The organism is Nocardia sp. NPDC058058 (assembly GCF_042885355.1).
Lineage (GTDB): Bacteria > Actinomycetota > Actinomycetes > Mycobacteriales > Mycobacteriaceae > Nocardia.
Window position 1 is genome coordinate 423,107 of the sequence record NZ_JBHVSA010000003.1, and the last position, 21,587, is coordinate 444,693.

19 protein-coding genes are annotated in these 21,587 nt (G+C 62.2%); 13 read left to right on the forward strand and 6 right to left on the reverse strand.

Annotation, left to right across the window (positions count from 1 at the left end; all coding sequences use genetic code 11):
* Positions 1-316: 316 nt before the first annotated feature.
* From ACFVUS_RS25625 to ACFVUS_RS25640, 4 genes are all read left to right on the forward strand, one after another.
* Positions 317-1,486: a hypothetical protein gene (locus ACFVUS_RS25625; RefSeq protein WP_387771376.1), complete on the forward strand. Its 1,170-nt coding sequence runs from the start codon at positions 317-319 to the stop codon at positions 1,484-1,486.
* 456 nt (positions 1,487-1,942) lie between these two features.
* A complete protein-coding gene (locus ACFVUS_RS25630; protein ID WP_387771379.1) occupies positions 1,943-2,518 on the forward strand; it encodes a peptide deformylase in 576 nt (191 codons plus the stop codon).
* Between the two features lie 521 nt (positions 2,519-3,039).
* Positions 3,040-4,866, forward strand: coding sequence for an asparagine synthase (glutamine-hydrolyzing) (gene asnB / locus ACFVUS_RS25635; protein WP_387771382.1), 1,827 nt, complete (start codon positions 3,040-3,042; stop codon positions 4,864-4,866).
* Positions 4,867-5,040: 174 nt separating this feature from the next.
* Positions 5,041-6,138, forward strand: a complete 1,098-nt coding sequence (locus tag ACFVUS_RS25640; protein ID WP_387771385.1) for a hypothetical protein — start codon at positions 5,041-5,043, stop codon at positions 6,136-6,138.
* 26 nt (positions 6,139-6,164) lie between these two features.
* On the opposite strand, the gene ACFVUS_RS25645 is transcribed toward ACFVUS_RS25640, so the two are convergent.
* Positions 6,165-7,913, reverse strand: a complete 1,749-nt coding sequence (locus tag ACFVUS_RS25645) for an HEXXH motif domain-containing protein (protein ID WP_387771388.1) — start codon at positions 7,911-7,913, stop codon at positions 6,165-6,167.
* Positions 7,914-8,011: 98 nt separating this feature from the next.
* On the reverse strand, positions 8,012-8,176 hold the full coding sequence (locus tag ACFVUS_RS25650) for a hypothetical protein (protein WP_387771391.1): 165 nt from the start codon (positions 8,174-8,176) through the stop codon (positions 8,012-8,014).
* Positions 8,177-8,312: 136 nt separating this feature from the next.
* On the opposite strand from ACFVUS_RS25650, the gene ACFVUS_RS25655 reads away from it, so the two are divergent.
* Entirely contained in the window at positions 8,313-9,281 is a 969-nt protein-coding gene (locus ACFVUS_RS25655) for a LysR family transcriptional regulator (protein ID WP_387771394.1), read from the forward strand.
* 791 nt (positions 9,282-10,072) lie between these two features.
* On the opposite strand, the gene ACFVUS_RS25660 is transcribed toward ACFVUS_RS25655, so the two are convergent.
* A complete protein-coding gene (locus tag ACFVUS_RS25660; RefSeq protein ID WP_387771397.1) occupies positions 10,073-10,996 on the reverse strand; it encodes a helix-turn-helix domain-containing protein in 924 nt (307 codons plus the stop codon).
* A gap of 77 nt (positions 10,997-11,073) precedes the next feature.
* Here ACFVUS_RS25660 and ACFVUS_RS25665 point away from each other — a divergent pair, with 77 nt between their 5' ends.
* The 4 genes from ACFVUS_RS25665 to ACFVUS_RS25680 all read left to right on the forward strand — a co-directional run bounded on the left by ACFVUS_RS25665 (position 11,074) and on the right by ACFVUS_RS25680 (position 15,232).
* Entirely contained in the window at positions 11,074-11,904 is an 831-nt protein-coding gene (locus ACFVUS_RS25665; protein ID WP_387771400.1) for an alpha/beta fold hydrolase, read from the forward strand.
* Positions 11,901-12,707 carry a class I SAM-dependent methyltransferase gene (locus ACFVUS_RS25670; RefSeq protein WP_387771403.1) on the forward strand — a complete coding sequence of 269 codons (807 nt, stop codon included), beginning with the start codon at positions 11,901-11,903 and terminating at the stop codon, positions 12,705-12,707. Before ACFVUS_RS25665 ends, ACFVUS_RS25670 begins: the two co-directional genes overlap by 4 nt.
* Positions 12,708-12,841: 134 nt before the next feature.
* Entirely contained in the window at positions 12,842-13,678 is an 837-nt protein-coding gene (locus ACFVUS_RS25675) for an NAD(P)H-binding protein (protein WP_387771406.1), read from the forward strand.
* Positions 13,679-13,768: 90 nt separating this feature from the next.
* A complete protein-coding gene (locus ACFVUS_RS25680) occupies positions 13,769-15,232 on the forward strand; it encodes an MFS transporter (RefSeq protein ID WP_387771409.1) in 1,464 nt (487 codons plus the stop codon).
* A gap of 36 nt (positions 15,233-15,268) precedes the next feature.
* On the opposite strand, the gene ACFVUS_RS25685 is transcribed toward ACFVUS_RS25680, so the two are convergent.
* A complete protein-coding gene (locus ACFVUS_RS25685) occupies positions 15,269-15,970 on the reverse strand; it encodes an SDR family NAD(P)-dependent oxidoreductase (protein ID WP_387771412.1) in 702 nt (233 codons plus the stop codon).
* A gap of 212 nt (positions 15,971-16,182) precedes the next feature.
* Here ACFVUS_RS25685 and ACFVUS_RS25690 point away from each other — a divergent pair, with 212 nt between their 5' ends.
* The 4 genes from ACFVUS_RS25690 to ACFVUS_RS25705 are packed head-to-tail and all read left to right on the forward strand — an operon-like array spanning position 16,183 to position 19,612.
* Positions 16,183-16,551 (forward strand): hypothetical protein, encoded by a 369-nt coding sequence (locus ACFVUS_RS25690; RefSeq protein ID WP_387771415.1) that lies wholly within the window; start codon positions 16,183-16,185, stop codon positions 16,549-16,551.
* Between the two features lie 18 nt (positions 16,552-16,569).
* On the forward strand, positions 16,570-17,475 hold the full coding sequence (locus ACFVUS_RS25695) for an SGNH/GDSL hydrolase family protein (RefSeq protein ID WP_387771418.1): 906 nt from the start codon (positions 16,570-16,572) through the stop codon (positions 17,473-17,475).
* Positions 17,472-18,731, forward strand: coding sequence for an acyltransferase family protein (locus ACFVUS_RS25700; protein WP_387771421.1), 1,260 nt, complete (start codon positions 17,472-17,474; stop codon positions 18,729-18,731). The genes ACFVUS_RS25695 and ACFVUS_RS25700 overlap by 4 nt, the downstream gene beginning before the upstream one ends.
* A 50-nt stretch (positions 18,732-18,781) precedes the next feature.
* Positions 18,782-19,612, forward strand: a complete 831-nt coding sequence (locus ACFVUS_RS25705; RefSeq protein WP_387771424.1) for a helix-turn-helix transcriptional regulator — start codon at positions 18,782-18,784, stop codon at positions 19,610-19,612.
* A gap of 9 nt (positions 19,613-19,621) precedes the next feature.
* On the opposite strand, the gene ACFVUS_RS25710 is transcribed toward ACFVUS_RS25705, so the two are convergent.
* Together ACFVUS_RS25710 and ACFVUS_RS25715 are read right to left on the reverse strand one after the other, a co-directional pair.
* Positions 19,622-20,809: a serine hydrolase domain-containing protein gene (locus ACFVUS_RS25710; RefSeq protein WP_387771427.1), complete on the reverse strand. Its 1,188-nt coding sequence runs from the start codon at positions 20,807-20,809 to the stop codon at positions 19,622-19,624.
* Positions 20,810-20,823: 14 nt separating this feature from the next.
* Positions 20,824-21,561, reverse strand: coding sequence for an MBL fold metallo-hydrolase (locus ACFVUS_RS25715; RefSeq protein ID WP_387771430.1), 738 nt, complete (start codon positions 21,559-21,561; stop codon positions 20,824-20,826).
* Positions 21,562-21,587 lie beyond the last annotated feature (26 nt).

The following is a 21,587-nucleotide window of genomic DNA, read 5'->3' on the forward strand; positions in this document are numbered from 1 at the left end:
GTTCAAGCCTGCTGCTACTGCCTGGCGGACACATCCGCAGGCTTCTGGTCCATCTAGCAAGATGGACCACGTTTGCGACACATCTCTACGGCCACTTCCGCGGTCCCCTGTTGAACAGGCTGGGTGAGCTCCGCTTTTCCTCCCTGGGAATAGCATCGATGAGTATTCGGGGCGGAAGTGGCACCTTGACAAGGTGAAAGCCAACGTTCAAGGCGTAGCTCGCAATCCAAGTACGCCCACGGGGTTGTTGTTGCGAATACTGACCTCTGGATGGTCGGGCGCGGTAGCGGTGATGAGTCGACCGGAGCTTCCGAGCATGGTGTACGACGCGGTAACCACTCATCCCGCCATCGATATCCGAGCCTTGCTGGCGCGAAGCCCGATCGCGCCCGCAGCGCAGCGGGCACGTCTGGCCGCAGACCCGAGCGCGTCGATTCGACTCTTCGTCGCGCTCGGGTCTATCACACACCAAACATCGATCGAGCCGTTACCGGACGAGGCGTACGCGGTACTGGTCGCCGATTCGTCTCCTGTTGTCCGGTCGGCGGCCTGTATGGGCTGGCCCGATCCCCCGGTGACGGTTCTGAATCGACTGTTGAGCGATCCGGACCCGCGGACGCGCACAGTTGCCGCGGCCCGTAGTTGGCGGAGGCTGCCACAGCTGTTACCACTGATGGCCACTGCGAGGGAGGATGTGATTCACCTATGGTCGGAAGCAATCGCGAATGCCCTACTCGACCCAGGCACTATTGCCGCACTGCTGTCCCGCGATGCATGGATCCGGTGTGTGCTCGCGGAAAATCCATACCTGTCAACCGATATCGTCGCCAGACTCGCTGCCGACCAGGATCCCGGAGTCCGGATGGCGGTGTCGATGCGCCGAGAGTTCAGCGATCGGGTTCAGACTGCAGGTGGCTTCAAGATCGGTCCCGCATATGAGATCACTCCGGTCTTCTGGGCAAGCGCAACGACCGATCCGTCGCTCATGCACCGTGCTGTCAAATCCACGCATGTGGGATTGCGCCGCAGCGCCGCGTACAACCCATGCCTGCCACCGAATCTTGTCAAGCAACTTGCGTTGGATGACGACATGATAGTCCGACGCATTCTCTGCGAGACGAACCCTTGCGCCCCTGCCGATCTGCTGTGGAATGTACTGCGCGAGAACAAGAGTGTCGCGTGTGAGCATTTGATCACACGCCCCAACTTCCCAACTCATCGGCTGCGAAGTCTGGCCCTGAGCACCCATGCCTACGAGCGGTGCTTGGTGACCCGGGACCACTCGGCCCCAGCCGAACTAATCGAGCGACTCAGCTATGACACCGATCCGCTGGTCCGCCGCACGGCCGCTGGAGACACGCGACTGAGCATGCCTCGTCTACTCGAGCTAGTCGACGATTCGACCACTTCCTGCGGTGCGGCGCTCAACCCCAACCTGCCGGTTCGAATCATGGAGTCGATGCTGGCTGATGCGGGCGTTCGCTGATCCATTTCGGCATGTGTCTTGTCGGGATATCGAGGTGGAGGCGTTGGCTTCTCGGATCGAGCCTCGACGTGTCAAATTCAGAGGCTGACGTGGGTCGCGACCATTGCCGACACAAGTACCCTGGCTTCCATACAGAACAAGTACCGAACAGGCGGATTGATGCACGCTTCTGCCGACGAACTAAAAGCCTTGTTATCGCGATTGGGAACCGGCTTGGACCAACTGCTCAGGCATCGACTTGCGGCAGAGCTGGAAGGCGCATACAGGGCCCACGCGAATGAAGTTCGTAGAGCGCTATCAACTTACGACGGCACGGACCGACTCGGTCGTAGGTTGATTTCTCATACAGAGCAAATGCCGACAGACTCGATATTGGCGGCGTCACCCCAACAAATCGAGGCCCAAGTACACAGTCGACTTCATGAATTGACTCCGTCACTACTACCCAGCCAGCAGATGTCAGCACTTGGGATAGTGCAAAAAGGCGACCCGCGTCTGCGCCGCCGTGCTACCCCTTTCCACCTGCCGGCAAACGCGGCCATGGCTCGCGAGGCCGAGGAAATACTCATCGGCGTCGGCGAGCAAGTGCGAGCGCTGCATCCCTTCACGGAGGGTCCAGGACTGAACGCGGTGCAATTGGCACTTCCCCAATGTTCGCTAAGGTACGCAACCGCGGTGGCCTACATGCCGGAGACCGGATGGATAACGCTCTATAACCCCAAGATTATCAGAAGTAGGATCGGGCCCCTCGGCTCGAACATGCCGATCAAGAAATGGGAAGGCTGTCTGTCATTCTTTGATGAGCGCGGCATGGTGCCTCGCCTGGAGCGAATTACCGTGTCACATATCCTACTCGACGGCACACGGGCAAAGAGCACCTATGAAGGCGCTCTCGCTCGACTGATTGCCCACGAAATAGATCACCTGAACGGGAAAATCTACACCGACTACAGAAACGTTGTAACGACCCCAGTCGAGGAGTACCGCAGGATCCGAGCGGCCGAGCAAGCTGCCCTCGGACTGGGCAAGTGACAGCCCACGAGAGGCCGCTATCGAGGTGTGATTCGAATGCCAGATTTGACGATTGCCGGCAACCCTTCGGAACCACACAGTTCAAAGAATTTCCGAACTAGTTGCTACCCGGCAGCACACGGAACCTTCATTCAAGCCCAAGCTTTCCAGCCTTTGGTGGGCCACTGCGGCTTCAAAGGAACCGGATTCAATCCTAACCACTATCAAGGACTGACCCCTTCCCGCAGCTGGAGATCATGCGAAGTAGGTCTGCGGCAGAGTCTCGCATGGGAATAGTTCAGCCAACGATCGTCAAGAAAGTACTTTGAGTTCGACACCACAACTCTCAGTCGTAGATCCTCTGTTGCCCGGCGCCGCGGCGGGGAGAATCCGTCAGGCGAGGACTGGAGACCGACGGGTACGTCTGCGACAAAGAGATTGACTATTCCCATCATCGGGAATGGTGCATCGCTTGCAGTGGGATCGAATCCCAGTATGGTCACGGTGCTTCCGCTGTCGTGAGCAGAAAAGAATAATACTCTATGTGTGGTATCACCGGATTTATCGACTGGACGGGCTCCATCGCCACTGGCGCTGAAATACGCGCAATGACAGGAACTCTCAGACACCGAGGCCCCGATGCAGATGGTGTCTGGGTCGACAAACATGCTGCAATCGGACATGCACGGCTATCGATCATCGACGACGTCGGCGGGTCACAACCTATGACTATTCATCGCGATGACCTGCCTATCGTGCTTACCTTTAGTGGCGAGATCTACAATTTCGCCGATCTACGCCGACAACTCACCGGACTCGGGCACCGCTTCGTAACCCGCTCCGACACCGAGGTCGTTCTACAGTCCTATCTTCGATGGGGCCCTGGCTGCGTGGAGCGATTCAACGGCATGTTCGCTTTCGCGATTTGGGATGGCACCGAGTCCAGGCTCTTGCTCGCACGAGATCGCCTTGGCATCAAACCTCTGTACTACGCGCATACTCCGAAGGGCCTGGTGTTCGGGTCTGAACTCAAGGCGCTTCTGGCTCATCACGAGATCACCGCAGAGGTGGACGCCGATGGGCTGGCCGAACTCATTGCCATGGTTCCGATGACGTCGCCGGGCCATGCCATCTTTCGCGGAATTCATGAACTCGAACCTGCCACGGTATTGACCGCGACAGCCGAGGGCTTCCGGACGCATAGATACTGGGAACTACAGGATCACCCACACGAGCATGACTTCAACTCGACCGTATCTCGCATCCGGGAACTGCTGACCGACAGCGTCATTGCGCAGACCGGTGCCGATGTCCCGGTGTGCACGCTGAACTCTGGCGGACTCGATTCCGCCGCAGCCACGGCCCTCGCCGCGGCGCACCTGCGAACCACCGGAAAGACGTTGATGTCGTTTGACATCGACCACGCGTACGAATCCATTGGCTCAGTAGCACACGCAGCATCCGCTCTCCATGTCGACCGGGACAACTCCTATGCGTTGTTGACCGCCAAACATGTTGGCACGCAACATCACACATTCGTGGTAACCACTCAAGACCTGCTCGACGCCCGAGAACTGATGCTGACGGCATTCGACCTTCCTTCATTGAGCACGATCAACACGTCGTTGGCGTTGCTGTTCCGACGGATCTCCCAGGACGCGCCCGTCGCGATCAGCGGCGAGGGAGCCGACGAACTATTCCACGGCTACCGGTGGCACCACGACACCGAAGACCAGGCCGTCGATGACTTTCCGTGGCACCGCACCTATCGTCCTATCAGCACACTGCTCAACGGTGACGCACGTCGGCACATCGATCCGTTGCGCTATCGGCGCGAGCGTTACCAAGTCGCGCTCGAAAATGCCACTGCTGCAGTCGGTTTCGGAAAGGACCGGAGGGTCCGGCAGATCGCCGCCCTGACCAACAGCTTCTACCTGCCCTTCTTGCTGCGACGCGCGGACCGGGCCTCGATGGCGTCAGGCGTCGAGTTACGGGTTCCCTATCTGGACCACCGTTTGGTCGAATATACGTGGAACATCCCGGACGCCTGGCGCCGCGATCGCGGCATGGAGAAAGGCCTCCTGCGTCGTTCCGTCAGTGACCTGCTTCCGGATGAGATCGTGTGGCGGCGTAAGAGCGGATATCCGGCCAGCATCACCCTCGGATACCATCGGGCATTGTGGGCTCGCGCCAACGACACGTTGGCCGATCCCAGCTCTCCCCTCCACCAACTCATCGACGCCACTTCTGTCTCGCAGTACTTGGCCCGGCATAGTGACGATCTCGCCGATTGGACCCCGACCCAGCACATCAGCTACTTACTCGAGATCGACGCATGGTTTAGAACCTACAACGTGCGTTTGCGGTAGGGTTGAACAGTTCACAACTCCATCGAGGTTCCGCTGCAGTCACCAATAGATTTGCAGCGGGATCACGGTCAATCGCCTAGAATATTATCGAAGAATCACTATTCATACAACCAGCGCCAACAGTCGCTTCCGAATTCGATCTTCTCTGACCATACTTGAAACACACGTAGCCGAATGTCCGAGAAACTTTCCGAGCTGATGGTACGCATCTGCCGGACGATCCAGGCCGATATCCCACTGGGCTACGACAGGGGTGTGATATCAAGAATTCGAAGAATGGCGGAAGAGTTCAGAATCGAGGCGCGACGATTAAGCGAGACCGACTGGACCAGCTCTCAATCTATCGGTCGAGAAAAAACACAATCGTACGATAAGCCCTCATGTAACGTGGTCATCAATGTCCGCAATCCGACGTTCACTACCGACTATGCCACAAACAGGGAGGTAGCATTCCGCCAATGTCGACACCCCGCTTTCGATGGTTCACCCGTGCGTGAACAGGTTAGGCAGGGGAGCATAAATGATTGCGGAATTGTCGCCACGATCGGCGCTGTTGCCGGTCACCGCCCCGATGCTATTCGGAAGGCGATCTTCGATCGCGGTGACGGCACCTACGACGTAACCCTTCACGAATTGGAGGCGGTGACACAGCCCCACATGGTCGGAAAGCCAACCGGGAATACCACCACCTTTCGAGTAAGTAGTGATCTGCCCTACTTTCTCGACACACCACATGAGCGACCGGCCGGCGTATGGTCGAGCACCTGTACATGGCCCGCACTGATCGAGAAGGCCATCGCTAGCGAAGACCAAGCATGGGACAAGGCCGCCCATATGCGGTGGAATCAACGATGGATTGAGAAATACAGTGGCATTGACGACCTGCACACGCTCTACGAGATTCAGCCCTCACCACCACTCGGTTATAACCGACTAGGCGTAGGTTCGATGCCTTCCGACCGCGCCAGCGTGCTCGCGAGGATCACCGGCGAAGAAGCGGAGGTCCGATATCCGCCAAATGAGCACGCTCCCCTTCTCAGTGAATTCAAGAGGCAGCTCGACAGCGACAAGCCGGTTCTCGTTGGCACGTACGAGCAAACTCGACGCGACATCCGCCCTTTCGGAATTTACCCCGGCCATAACTACGAGGTTGTTCGTGTCCTCGGCGATAAACTCGAGTTGCGGAACCCGTGGGGCTTCGATCACCCTGAGCCGATGAGCGTCTCAACATTTCTAACACACTACAAGCGTCTGTACGTTACACTCAAATAGAAATTGAGCGGGACGCTTGATAAGGCTCAGCGATGGACTACCGAACTTGACAACCACTGCGCCAGTGAGACGATATCACAGTCTCCACTGGTCAACTGTATAGTCTCATACATATGAGCGACGACTTCCGTGCGCTCTTCCAGAACATGAAAGTTCAGTTCCGGATACTTCATTGGCAGCGCGAGAGTCAACCCTGCCCACGCCCGAGGGTCCATAGGATCAATTCTTAAGGATTCCGTGTATTTAGCAATGCAATAGGTCAAGGAATTCTCGGGAATGCGCTCCGGAATTCTGGCCCGAGCATAGTTATCTGGTATGCCATTCTGATCAATCAATTCAGAATCAGGGAGAGCGGCTGTGCGATGATTCTTCGTGATCCAATCATCGCACAGACTGGCAATCGCTTCCGAGGCCGGTCTCAGATTGCGCACCCGCCAGAATGCTCTGTGGGCGTTAGATACAATCTGTGCGTCTTGCTTGGCCTCAATAGAGACTTCTTCACTGTCCCATTTACGGATACTACCAGTCAACGTACAGAGGAAGCGTGTTCCTTCAGGCGTCAGCAAACCGGATTCCAGTGCTACGGCGATGGCGGCCTCTACCTGTATCCGCCACCGTTCAAATTCGCTGTCCGCACGCAACGATCGGTGACATGGAGATTTGCGATGGACACGCCAGAAATCAGCAATTCCAAAGAACGCATATATTCCATGCATGAGTCCTGCGATCGGCCGCGGATCCTGTCTCCACGGCGCATACAAGTGGCATTCCTGGTTGGAGTCATGCAGTATTACCTGATCGGTAAGCAAGGTAAATTTCGTATGTTGTATTTCATGAATCAGCGTAACTGCCAATTCGCAGCAATCAGGTGGCGCTGTGGTATATACAGCGCCATAGCCGTTGTGCGACGTGTAGCTCACAGAGCACGGATCATACTCGGCAGTAAGTGGCACAATCATTGCCAGACTGCGCTGCATGGGAATGGTGTACGAGGCGAAATCTTTTTCGAGTAGACCCCATGCGGCCTCAAATCTCTGCTGCCATGGCGCAGCTTCGACGAGGGTCAACCGAGGGGGATTTCGCTGATATTCGACTATGTCTGCTTCAGCAAAGTCTCGGAAGGGATCGATATCATCGAGGTAGACCGACTTCGATTCACTCGATCCACCACTCAACCTCCGAAGCGGTAACCAGGCAGGATTATCCTCTGATTTTGGACAATTCACCTGGAGCACGCCCCACTCACTAGTGAATCTCATTCCGCCGTCTTCGGTCCAATAAAGGTTGCACTGCCCGTGTTGACCTGAATTTCCCAAACGCGCGAGGCCAATACGCGGCAACATAATCACGCCATGCCGAATGGTCAGCTCGATAGATCCTTCGGCGGTTGTTGCAATCAAGCCTGAGGCAACAAGCCATCCGAGGTAGCCGATGTCTGCCGAGAGGGGCACACTCGAGATTCCGTCTTGTCGATCGTCGAATATGCGGCGACATGCGTATGAAAGCCATGATCCGGTGTGCGGATAGGAGATTAGTGCCCGGAACTCTTCAGCCTCCATTGAACGCAACTTTTCGAGCGCTTCCAGTACGGCCGGGAGACCCGCGATAACGGCATCCTGTTTATGGTTTGATAGCAACGCATCAACAAGTTTCGCCAGGAGGATCAAACGCACCGTAATATTTCCATCTTCGAGGAATTCGATGCTTGATTCTGAGCCTATTCCGGAAGCAAGGTCATCACTTGCCTCGATCAGCTCATATTCAATCGCCGTCATAGTGTTCCCATTTTCGAAAATTCTCTCCGATCGACTTGGGATCAAATTCGTCGAGATACTACCCGTGAAACTATCATCCCATATATCGAACGTAATATTTACTCGGCGGCGGAGATTTCAGAGACCGGATCTCCATCGATGAACGACTGAAATCCACAATTGGCTCCCGCGCCTTCGAGATGCCTTCGAACTGCCGCACGAAGGGCAGGGCGTAAATCGGCAGCTTCGATGTCGATCTTTGCGAGCTTCTCGATATTGCCCACCGGAAATTCCGCAGAGTTTGGAGTCATATCAATATAGTGCCACGGGAGAAGCATCACCTGAAACACTAAATATCTGTGACTGCAACCAAGATTCCCTGTAGCGGTGAATGACTCGCTTTGAGAGTAGCTTTACCGTGTGATCAGTCAGGATATTCGTCAGCTCCGCTCGTTTCTGGTGGTCGCCGACGAGCTGAACATTACCCACGCGTCCGGTCGTCTTCATATCAGTCAGCAGACACTGTCTGCCCAGATGCAACAACTTGAACGAGCGATGCAGGTACCCTTGCTGGTCCGGACATCGCGCGGGGTTCGGCTCACACCAGCGGGCCGGGAGCTCGCACGTGGTGGTAGCGCATTGATCGCGGACCTCGATCGGCTGATCGAACGAGTGCATGAAGCGGATCGTGGGACGCTCGACAGGCTACGGATTGTCAGCGGACCACGCACGACCGAATTGTTCACAATCGAGGTCGCCGACGCGCTGGAAGCCACGGTTCCTGGTTTGGAGGTCGAGTTGGTCATCGCTCACACTCGGAAACAGGAACGCTCGCTATTGATCTCAGGTGAGGTCGACGCTGCACTCATGTGGATGCCACACGGCGACGAAAGCTTGTGTAGCACTGTCGTCTCCAGAAATCGCCGCGCGGTAGCGCTACCACCGAAACATCCGCTGGCAGCCCAAGAATCGGTGGTTCTCGCGGATCTCGGCGCCGAACCGATCATCCGACCAAATATATTTCTCTCAGAACACGATCTACGCCAGTGGATCATCGACCCACGGCCGGACGGTACACCGGTCCTGCTCGGGCCGATGGTGGACAAGCTCGATGATTGCATGACGATGGTTGCTCGCGGCAAAGGGATTTGGCTCGCCCCTGAGCCGCTGGGATTTAACAGCTCACCTGCGACGGTTGAATGGCGGCCGATCATCGACGCCGCTTCCTCGGAACTCGCGATCGTTCGCACCGCGAACGAATCAACGCGCCTTATTGGGAGACTGACGACCGAAATCCTGAAAGTTGCGGCTCGCACCCGTACTTCGATCGGTATTTCGCAGCAACTATACAGCGTAGATCCGGCATCTTGCCGAATCGATGTCGAATGATCAAGCGGTCGACGGGGTGTTTACTTTCCACTGGTTGCGGGGCGCAGGGTGCCGGCCACGCTGCACGTCGAAGTAGTCAGTGGCAAGGTGTTGAGGCGGCATCGCTACGACATTTCCCCATCCAGATCATGCCCCGACAGATCAGCTCGGCTGTTGATACCTGGTCAGCCACATGGACTGCGAATTCCACATCACCGCTGTGTTCGCCACTGTGCGACTTCCGCCGGAAGCTGTACCGGGCCTGCACTTTTCACCCAGCCTCCATCCGTAGTTGGTGAGACCCGAGCCGACCCCACGTCGCTGGAGTAGATCCACAGTTGCTCAGGCTCGGTCGAGAGCCATCCAACCAACAGTTGATGGTCGGCGCCAATATTGAAGCGGCCGGCGTCGAATACCCTCGTACTGCTCTCGGTTTCGATCACCAATACCTCCACGACCCCTTGTGTCACCGGCTCGAGCACAACTCGATAGCGGCCGCTGGGGCAGTGCCCGTCGGTAACGAGCGAGCGGGCTGATGAGGGGGGGACAGACCCGACCTCTGGTGAGTCGACTGCGCTGCAGCCGACCGAGCCCAAGATCGTCGCCATCAGCACGACAACCAATCGCACGCTGGAGTTTCGAACGAGAACCATTATCGACAACTCGTCACATCCTTCAAACCGACAACACCAGCAGTCTGGCCTGCCGATGCAGCGGGACCCTTCCCGGCACAGGGAAGCCTGCTCAGCGAGGTCGTGCCCTATTCGGGCGAATGCAGATCACCTGAAACACACGGTCCAGGCTGTGATGGATTACGTAGACGAATTTCGACCGCGCACAGGGGGTCGCGGTCCGCTCGACTGGTCTAGCAATGAGTCCGTCGACGATGATCGGCCCGGCCAGCCCCACGCGGTGCTGTCGACCGCGAGGAATGGTTCGCGGATCACGGTCGCCGGGGTCAGGCCGGTGAACGCGCGGATCTCGCGGTGCAGGTGCGACTGATCGGTGTACCCGTTATCCGCGGCGACCTCGGCGGGTGGACGCCCCGCGACCAGGCCATGCACGGCGTGATCGAAGCGGATCAGGCTCGCGGCGCGTTTGGGCGTCAGGCCGAGCTGGGCGTGGAATCGGGACCATAGGCGTTTGCGGCTCCAGCCCAGTTCGGTGGCCAGCGGCTCGATCCGGATGCTGCCGCGATCGTCGGCGATGCGGCGCCAGGCCCACATCACCTCGGGGTGCACCCGGGGCGCGACGGCGGTGTAGCGCCGGGTGAGCCAGGCGTCGGTCCAGGCGAACCGCGCGTTCCAGGTCTGGAAGTTGTTGAGCCGCTCGCACATTCGGTTCGCCTCCGGTCCCAAGAGCGCGTCGAGCGGGACGACGGAGGCGTCGAGATCCGCTGCGGCCGGACCCAATACGGTGTGCGCGATCATCGGGGGCAGCCGCACCTGGAGGCAGTCGACGGCCCGCACCTCGAGGGTGCGCAGCACCTCACCGAATCCCGGTCCGATGACGAAACTGCCCCGATGCCGCTGTCCGGCAGTGTCTTCCACGGCGATGGAGCCGCCCAGGACCAGCAGGAGCGTGACCGCCGGGTGCGGAATCAGCCGTAGATCGGGCGGCGTGCTGCCCCGATCGGCGAATCCGGCCATGGCGACTCCGGGCAGGCGACTGGGCCGGGGCGGGCAGGCGATGTCCCACAGCATCGCATCGTCTCGCCCGGGTGCGCTCAACCCCATTCCGTCATGCTACGCATTCGGGTGGACGGGAACATTTGTCCAATCCACGAGCACCCGTCGCCAGCGACAGTGCAGGTATGACTGTTTCCGGCAACAATTTACGAACGGGCGAGGACTCGGATCGACCCTCGGACGGCAGTGAGATCCATGTGGTCCAGGACGGCCCGCTCGATGCCCCGGCGGTGCTGCTGATTCACGGCACGGCCGCGTCGGGGCGATCCTGGGATCCGATGGTTCCCCTGCTCTCCGAATCGCACCGGGTCATTCGAGTGGATCTGCTCGGGTGCGGTGAGTCGGCCGGACTGGGCACGGTGAGCTATTCGGTGCCGGATCAGGCGGCACGGGTTGCGGCGGCGTTGGATCGGCTCGGTATCGAACAGGTTGTCGCCGTTGGCCATTCCAGCGGCAGTGCGGTCGCGACCGCCCTGGCGGAGCATCGACCGGATCTGGTGACCGCGGTGGTGATCATGGATTTCGGACCGCATATGCGCGCGTACCTGAACCCGCCGATCCCCGCCGTCACGGTGCCGTGGTCGGAGTTGTCCGATGATCAGTTCCGGGCGCTGATGGCCTCGGGATTCAGCCGGGACTACCGGATCCCGAAGGAGTACGTGGATCAGTTCCGCGCGATCGATCCGGTCGTATTCGCCGCCGCGTCGCAGGCGAATCTCGCCTATATCGACGAGCGTTCGCTCACCGAACGCCTTGTGCCGCTGGGCAAACCACTGCTGGTCATCTTCGGCGCGAACGACAGCAGATTCGATCCCGCCTGCGCGGCCGAGTACCGCGCGGTGCCGGGCGCGAAGGTCGTACTGCTGCCCGGCGTCGGCCACTCCCCCAACCTCGAGGATCCGGCGCGGACCGCCGCCGCACTGCTGGACTTCACCACCGTAGGGACAGATCAATGACTCGAACCGAATTGTCCGGGGTGCCCGAGACCGCACTGTGGACCCTGCGCAACCGCGCCGAGGAAGCCCTGCGCTCGGACTCCCCCTTCACCGACGACGAGTCGGTCCGCCTCTACCGTGCGCTGGCCGCCGAGGATTTCGACCGATTCGGCCCGCCTAGCCAGGTGCATTCCATGCGGGCGATGGTGATCGACGAGGTGATCGCCGATTTCCTGGCCGCCCATCCCGCCGGGCCGGTGGTGGCGCTCGGGGAGGGTCTGCAAACGACGTACTGGCGGCTGGGCGCACCGGAGGTGGCCTGGTTCTCCATCGATCTGCCCGAGATGATCGCCGCGCAGGAACGCCTACTGCCCACCGCACCCGCGATCACGCGGCTGGCGCGTTCGGCGCTGGACCGATCCTGGTTCGAGGAGGTGCCATCCGGGCCCGCGGTGATCACCGCGGAGGGCCTGTTCATGTATCTGCCGATCGCCGAGGTGCATCGGCTGATAGCCGATCTGGCCGAACATTTCCCGGGCGGTGTGCTGATCTACGACTCGATCCCGCGCGCCTTCAGTGCCATGACGATGCGCGGCCGGGTGCGCCTGAGCGAGCGCTACACCGCCCCGCAGATGCCGACCAGCCAGAGCCCGCGCCAGGCGCGCCAACTCCCCCGCATCATTCCGGGAGTTGTTGCCTCCCAAGACCTTATCCCGCCCCCGGGCCGAGGCCGCTGGGGTTCCCCGCTCATGCGCCGGGTCGCGAACACCCCGCTCGGTCACGCACTGCGCCCCTCGCTCACGCTGCTCCGATTCGCGGGGTGAAGCGCCCTTCCCCCCGGCGTGCCAGGTCCCCCATTTGACGCCTTTCAGCACCCCGATGCCCGCAAATCGAGCCATACAGTTTGCATATCGGACGCGGCCCGCTCATGGGCCGTGCGGGGATGAAGGGAAGTCTCATGTTCTTGGTAGTCGGCGCAACCGCCCATTTCGGTCGTCAGGCCGTGGATGCATTGCTGACCGCCGGGCACCCGGTCCGGGCGCTGACCCGCCGACCGGAATCGGCTCAACTGCCCGAGGGCACGGAAGTGGTGGCGGGTGATCTCACCGACGCGGGCTCACTCGACGCCGCCCTGGCAGGGGTCAGCGCCATCTTCCTGGTGCTGCCCTATCAAATGGACGTCGCGCCAGTGCTTTCCGCTGCTCAGCGGGCCGGTGTGCAGCGCATCGTGTTCCTGTCCTCGGGCGCCGTGGTCGATGGTGCGGAGCAGCAGCCGGATGTGATCGCCCAGTACCACCGCGATGTGGAGCGCGCGATCGAGCAGTCCGGTATCGAGTGGACATTCCTGCGGTTGCTGTTCCCGGCGATCAATTCGCTGTCGTTCGCCATGCAGCTGGCGGGCGGGGATGTGATTCGCGCGGCGTACGGGCAGGCCTCCGCCTCGGTGATCCACGAAAACGATGTGGCGGAAGTGGTTTCGGCGGTGCTGCCCGGCGGGTACGCGGGCCGCAGTCTCGATCTGACCGGTCCGGAATCGCTCACTCAGGTCGAGCAGGTCGCGGTGCTCGGTGAAATCCTCGGCCGCCCTTTGGCTTTCGAGGAGCTCGACGATGCGCCGGTGCGCGCGCAGCTGGCCCAGTTCATGGATCCGGCGTTCATCAATGCCCTGTTCGATCTGATGGCCGCCACCGTGGGCAAACCCGCGCAGGTGAATTCGGTTGTCGAGGACCTCACCGGGCACGCGCCGCGCACCTACGCGCAGTGGGTCGCCGATCATCGCGCCGACTTCGCCTGATCCCCAGCACTTGAACGGAACGGAATGATCTGCTTCAATAGCGGAACAGATCATTCCGTTCAGGTTTGCAGCTCTTCCAAGGAGTCACCCGTGACCGCCGTCGCCGAACAACCGGCTCTCCAGACCCCCACCTACCCGGCCGATGCAGCGGCTCCGCTGCCGCGCAGATGGCTCGGACTGCTCGCGATCCTGGCCGCCACCCTGCTCAACCTGCTGGACGCCAGCATCGTCAATGTCGCCGCACCCGCCATTCGCGGCGATCTCGGCGGTTCGGTCGCCACCCTGCAATGGCTCAGCGCCGGATACACCCTGGCCATGGCGATCGGGTTGCTCACCGGCGGCCGCCTGGGCGATATGTACGGCCGCAAGCGCGTGCTGGTGATCGGCCTGATCGGATTCCTCATCGCCTCGGTGCTGTGCGGATTCGCGGTCTCGATCGAGATGCTGCTGATCGGACGCATCACGCAGGGCCTGTTCGCGGCGGTCATGGTGCCGCAGTGCTTCGGCCTCATTCGTGATCTGTTCGGCCGCGAATTCGGTAAGGCCTACGCGGCTTTCGGGCCGCTGATCGGCGTGGCCACCATCGCGGGACCGATCGTCGCCGGACTGCTCATCGACGCCGACCTGCTCGGCACCGGATGGCGTTCGATCTTCCTGATGAACCTGCCGCTGGGTGCGGTGGCGCTGGCGCTCGGCATCTGGATCCTGCCCGCCGCGGCCCCGATGCCGGGTCTCACCCTGGATCTGCGGGGCGCGCTCATCGTCGGCACCGGTATGGCGCTGCTGCTCTACCCGCTGGTCGAAGGACGCGAATTGGGTTGGCCGTGGTGGACTTCGGCCATGCTGGCGGCCAGTGTTCCGGTGCTCGCGCTGTTCACCGTCGATCAGATGCGCCGCTCCCGCAGCGGGCGGGTCGCGCTCATCGAGACCAGCGTGTTCGCCAAGCGTTCGTACACTTCGGGAATCGGCTTCGTCACCGTGTTCTTCGGCGGTATCGGCGGGTTCTCCCTGGTGGTCGGACTGTACCTGCAGATGGGTCTCGGGTATGGCGCACTGCGCGCCAGTATCACGATGGCGCCCTGGGCAATCGGCGCGTTCCTGGGTTCCGGCGTCGGGGCGGGACTCTCGCCCAAGCTGGGCCGCAAGGTGCTGCACATCGGCCTCACGAGCATGCTGCTCGGCTTGGTCACCCTGTTCGTGCAGTTCGGCGGGGCGAGCGCGCCCGCGCCGCTGTCGCTGGCACCGGCGCTGACGCTGTACGGGCTCGGCATGGGCATGATCTTCGTACCGCTGTTCGGAATTATCGTCGGCGAGCTCGAGGATCACGAAATCGGTTCGGCCTCCGGACTTCTGGAGTCCTTCCAGCAGGGCGCGGCCGCGCTCGGGGTGGCGGCGCTCGGCACGCTGTTCTTCAGCGGATTCGCCGTCGGGGACGGCCCGGAGGTGGCGCTGACCGCGATGCGCTCGGTCACCGGGGTGGCGATACTGCTCACCGTGGTGTCCTTCGGCGCGGCGTTCGGACTCCCCGAACAGGCTGCGGCACAGGAACACTGACCGACCGCACCGCCCGGCACCGGATCCTTGCCCGAGTTACCAGGGCAGGGATCCGGTGCTGTCGTAATAGCCGCCGGTCGGGCCGTCGGGAGCCACCTGCGCCATGCGCGCGATGATCTCCGCACCCTGGGCCACTGTCTGCGTGCCCGCGTGGGCATTGAGGTCGGTGGCGGTGTACCCGGGTTCGACGGCGTTGATCCGCATGTGCGGCAGGGCTTTCGCGTACTGCACCGTGAGGCGATTGACCGCGGTCTTCGATACCGGATACGACAGTCCGGGATAGGCGAATGCGTTGGTCCCCGGTGTGGTGGCGCGGGCCATCGAAGCCAGCGAGCTGCTGACATTCACCACCACCGGAGCGGCGGATCGGTGCAGCAGCGGCAGGAAAGCATGCAGCATGCGCACCACGCCGAAGACATTGGTATCGAACACTTTTCGCATCATGTCGGCGGTGATCTCGCCGATCTCGAGTGCACCGTTGCCCTCCACGTCGATGCCCGCGTTATTGATCAGCACATCGAGCCCGCCGTCGGCTTCGATGCGCTCGGCCGCCGCCTCGACCGACGCGTCATCGGTGACATCGAGGACCACCGTGCGCGCACCCAGACTCGACGCGGCCCGCCGACCGCGTTCGGCGTCGCGACTGCCGATGTACACGGTGTGCCCCGCCGCGACGAGTTGACGGGCGGTTTCGAATCCCAGGCCCTTGTTCGCACCGGTGATGAGTGTGGTTGTCATAGCTCCAGATTCGCGTGCGGCGGAATATGCAACCAGTCGTCCGAGGTTCCTGGGACCGCCGATACCAGGTTGGCGCGCGAAAACGCCCGTCAGAGGGTACAAATGCCCCAGGGATTCTCGGCTTGCGCGAATCCGGTTGATCCGGGTTTCGCGTCTTGTACACTCCCCGCGAAGTGAAACTTTCACACTTCAGTTGTCGATTCGAGGATTCTATGACGTTCCGTGCCCCTGGTGTTTCGATCGCGCGTACCGCAGCGGTACTGGTCGGAGGGGTTTTGCTGATCGCCGGGGTGGCGGCGTGTGGAAATGACGAGACCACCGGCGGGTCCGGCGGCGTGAGCACGACGACCAGCGCGGTGACCGCACCGGTCAGCAGCACCGCGGCTCCGGTGAGCACCCCGGCGCCGGCGAGCAGTACCGAGGCACCCGCTCCGGCGCCCGCGCCCGAGGTGGTCGAACCGCCCGCGGCCCAGCCGGTCGCGCCGAAACCGGCGCCGCAGCCCGCCCCGCAGACCCAGCAGCCCAAACCCGCACCGCCGAGCCTGGACGTACCCGGGTTCGAACCGCGCGCGGGCTACTAGAGGGACCGGGGATTCAACGTGCTGGGTAACAGCGGTCGGTGGCTGTGCGCTGCCGCGATGGCGGTCGCGGCCACCGTGACCGGGACCGGGAGCGTCACCGCGGAAACCGCGCGCGAGGGCAAAGAACTTGTCGTGCTGGGTGATTCGTTCTCCGCGAATGTATGGAATCCACTGTCCGAGGTCGGGTCGTGTGAACGCGGGGCGACCGCGTGGCCCGAACGGCTCAGCACCCTGATGGGTGTCGCCGGGACCGACCGGGTGGAGAATCGATCGTGTCTGGGCGCGTCCATCGACACCTCCGGATACACCCTCGGCGTCGAAACACGCGATGCCGACAAGGCGGGCGCGTTCGGGCCGCGCACCAAACTGGTGACCCTGCAGTTCGGACTGAACGACCGCTGGGGCACCGCGGACCAATCCCTGTGGGCCGCAATGCAACACTGCGTCTTCGACCTCGCCGAAGGGTGCGGAGCCGATGCCGTCGCGGCCGGGCGGCTGCCCGACGCCCGCGATATCACCGGGGCGTCCTACGCCGCGCGCATTCGCAATGCGGTGACCTACATCCGGTACTACGCGCCCAACGCGCGCATCGTGGTGGTCGGGTATCCCGAACTGTTCCATTCCGAACAGGACACCGTATGCCTGGACTTCTTCGGCGTCGTGCCGTTCACGCAGCCGCGCGGGCGCACCGTCGTCGAATACTTCAACCGCATCGATCAGGCACAGCGGGAAGCGGCACAGGAACTGAAGATCGACTTCCTCGACGCCCGCGCCCTCACCACCGGGCACGGACTCTGTTCACCGCAGCCGTGGGTGAACGGGGTGCTGGATCCGACCGTCGATATCGAAGGACTCCCGTTCCATCCCTCACCCGTGGGTGACGAGGTGGTCGGAAAGGCGATCTTCGACAGGTACGCGCGGTGACAGAAACACTGCCCGCGCCGGGCACTGCGGCACAACGGATCTCAGCCGACGCGGAGCCTCAGCTGCCCGTCATTTCCGCGGAGCATCGCCCAGCGCTGCCGTCCCTGACCGGTGCGCGCTGGTGGGCGGCGTTCGCGGTCTTCGTACTGCACGCGCTGGTGTTCCTGCCGGTCTATCCGTTCCAGAAGTCCGAGCTGTTCCGGCATATCCACCAGTGGATTCCGATGCAGCTGGGCGCCGCGGGGGTCACGTTCTTCTTCGTGCTCTCGGGGTTCATCATCTACTGGTCGTTCCGGCCGGGGATGTCGGTGCGCGGGTTCTATCGGCGGCGGGTGCTCAAGATCTATCCGACGCATCTGCTCGCGGCCGCGGCCTTCGTGGTGGTCGCGAGCGTGCCGCTGAGCCGGGCCGTGGTGTGGGTGCCGAATCTGCTGCTGGTGCACACGTGGGTGCCGAAGTGGACGACTGTGGGCGGGCTCAATGTGCCGTCCTGGTCGCTGGCCGCGGAAATGCTTTTCTACCTGAGCTTTCCACTCGTACTGCCGCTCATCCGGCGGATCCCGACCCGGCGACTGCTGCTGGCGATGGTGGTGCTCATGCTCGGTATCGCCGCATTGCACACCGGATACTTCCTCTGGGCGGATGGACCCAAGGGCATCGCGAATGCCTTTGCGCCCCGGCTGGTTCCGGGCAACACCTCGCCCTATTACGAACTGCATGCCTCACCGGCGTGGTTCGCGCAGCCGAATATCCCGGTGTCGCCGTCGTATTGGCTCAGTTATACGTTTCCGCTGTCACGACTGCCGGAGTTCTTCCTCGGCGTCTTGGCCGCGCGCATGGTGATCGAAGGGCGCTGGCGCAATACCCGGCTCACCCTGCCGCTGCTGGCGCTGGGCATCGCGTACGCGGCGACCTGGGTGGTACCGGTGAACTACAAGATGTCGGTGCTGCTGCTCGCGCCCATGACCGCGGTGGTGGCCACCCTCGCGGCGCGGGACCTACAGGGCGTCAGCGGGCTCACCGCGCATCCGCGCATGGTGTGGCTGGGCAATATCTCCTTCGCCTTCTACCTGATCCAGTTCCCGGTGATGGCGCTGATCACGCGGCATCTGATCGGCGGTCGGGAGTTCGGCATCCTCGGCTGGGCACTGTTCTCCCTGCTGAGCCTGACAGTCTCCACCGTGATCGCGGCCGCGCTGTATCACTGGGTCGATCTGCCGATCATGCGGCGCTTCGCCCGGCCACGCGCGAGGTAGGTCCACTGCCCGGTTGCGGTCCCCGATTGCGCGGTGGCGACAATTGATCAATGGCGACGGCGGAATTCGGACTGGCGGTGCGGCGGTGGCGTGATCAGATCCCACCGGATCCGGCACGCCCCACGGCGGGCGGAGTCCGGCGCGCCCCCGGGCTGCGCCGCGAGGAATTGGCCCTGCTCGCCGGTATCTCGGTCGACTACGTCACCCGCCTGGAGCAGGGCCGCGCCTCCAACCCCTCACCGCAGGTGGTGGAGGCGCTGGCGCGGGCATTGCGGCTGTCGCCGGACGAACGCGCGCATCTGCACCAGCTCGCGGGTCTCGCGCTGCCCGAGCCGGGAACCGTTCCGAACGCCATTCCCCCCGCGGTACAGCGCATGCTGGATCGACTCGTGGGCATCCCGGTCGCGGTCTTCGACGCGTCTTGGACACTGCTGCAAGCGAATCCGGCCTGTATCGCGCTACTGGGCGATCCCGAGGCCTGGCGGGGCAATGAACGCAACCGGGTGTGGCGACATTTCATCGCACCCGGCGGGGTGGGCCGCTACGCCCCGAATGACCTCTCCGCCTTGGAGATCGCCCTCGTCTCCGACCTGCGCGCCTCGCAGGCCCGGTACCCCGCCGATACTCGCCTGCGCCAGCTGATCATCGACTTACGCACCGGCAGTACCGAATTCGCGAGGCTCTGGGAGTCCGGGACGGTCGCCGGATTCGAAACGACGGTCAAAACCATCGACCACCCGCTGGTCGGCGAGATCACCCTGGACTGCGCCGTTCTGACGGTCGCGGGCAGCGACCTGCGCATCATGATCGACACCGCCGAGGCGGGCAGCCCGGACGCCGAGCGCCTGTCCCTGCTGCTCACGCCGCGTGAGACGGTGTGAGCAGCGTGATCAGCGCCGGGTGGCGTCGGCCAGGGCGCGGAAGGCCTGGAGCGCTTCGGCCATATGGTCGGTGGAGTTCAGGTCTTCGCTGGTTTTGACGATCACGATGTTGTCCCTCGGGGACACATAGATGAACTGGCCGAGGAAGCCGACAGCGGTGTAATCGCCTCGGTCACCGTCACCGAGCCACCACTGGTAGCCGTAGCCGTAGGCATTCTCCGAAGCGTTCGGCCGAGCCGGGATCAGTTGGCGGGGTTGCAGATACGGCTCGGTGCTATGGGTGGAGTCGTGAATCCATGCTCTGGGGACGATCTGTCGGCCGCCGACATCGCCGTCGTGTAGATACAGCAATCCGAAGCGAGCGAAGTCACGGACGGTGGCGTGATAGCAGCAGAAGCCGATGGTATTGCCCGCGTAGTCGTGACCCATCAGCGCTTCGCTCGCCATCCCGGCCGGTTCCCAAATCCTTTGCCGCACAAACTCGGACAGAGGCGCACCCGTCACTTTGGCGACGATCCAGCCCAGCACGAAACTGTCCATCGACGCGTAGTTCCACAGCGTGCCCGGCGGGCGCTCGGCTGGAATTCCGCGGGCTTGATCGGGCAGCGAAATCCCCGCGACCATTCGGATCATGGTGTTGGTCGAGCCCTTGGTCGGGTCGGTGTTGGTGGATTCGTCGTAGGCGATACCCGACGACATATGCAGGACATCGCGAATGCGCACGCCGTTGTAGCCGCTGGTCGCGAGTTCGGGCAGGTACTCGGTGACGGGATCGTCGACCGAGCCGATCTTGCCGTCGGCGACCGCGATGCCGACCGCGGCGGCGGTGATCGACTTGCCCACCGACCAGGAGTTGAATCGGCTTGCGGCGGAATAGCCGCCGAAGTAGCGCTCATCGAGAATCCGGTTGTCCCGCAGCACCAGAAATCCCCGGGTCGACGATCGATTCAGGAACTCACCGACGGTGCGGCGCTGACCGTTGAAGACGTAGTCGGCGTCGAGGTGCGCACCACCCGATCCTGACCAATTCGATTCTCCCGTCAAAGGTTCGGGGTGACTCGACGGTGGCAGCGTGTCGGTTTCGTAGAAGGGAAGGTGCGGCAACAGTGGTAGCGGCAGCGCGTTCGCCGGGGCGTTCCACTGTGCCGCGAGCGCGAGTGTCATCGTGACGGCGCTGACCGCGATTCGCTTCAGCATGCGTTCGTCCTGTCTCACAGCGCCCACACCGATTCCGCGTGAATCGGTCGACCATGGCCGGCGAGTAGATGTGCCACCGGCAAATCGCGCAGGCGGCGCTCGGTACGCTTCGCGGCCGCGGCGTCGACGATGTCCGGGGCGAAACACGGCCTACCGTGGATCGAGACGACGGCGTCGCCGGAGAGCAGGGTGCGGGTGCGCTCGTTCCAGAACACGATGCTGTCGTCGGTATGTCCGGGACTGTCGATGACGGTCCACTCCGGGGCGTGTGGCAACGACATCCCCTCGGATAGGCCGCCGATCGGATCACCTGCGGCCCAGACCATTCCACGTGGGCCGCCGAAGCCGGCGGTCCACGTGGCCCATAGTGATCCGACCGCGCCGCGCCTGTCGAAGGGCTGCCCGAACAGCAACGGCCAAGCCCGAGCCATCTGCGCCAGGGACGGCGTTCTCGGACGCGCCTCCTCGAGATAGTTCAGGGTGACGGCGGGCAAGTAGATCGCCGCGTCGCTTCGGCGCTCCAGGGCCGCCGCGCCGCCGACATGATCTCCGTGTCCGTGGGTCGCTGCCACGACACGGATGAAACCGCGCAGCTCAGCGGCTATCGGGGCCAAATCCTCTGCGATGCGCGGCATCCCGGGATCCACCACGACCAGTGCGTCCCCTGCACCGGCGAGCAGGTAGCAGTTGAAGAACCACCGCGAAATCCGCGTGACCGACAGTGCGGGCATGCGCTCGATCTCCAGGCTCAACGGAACTCCCTGTAGCGGAATATGAT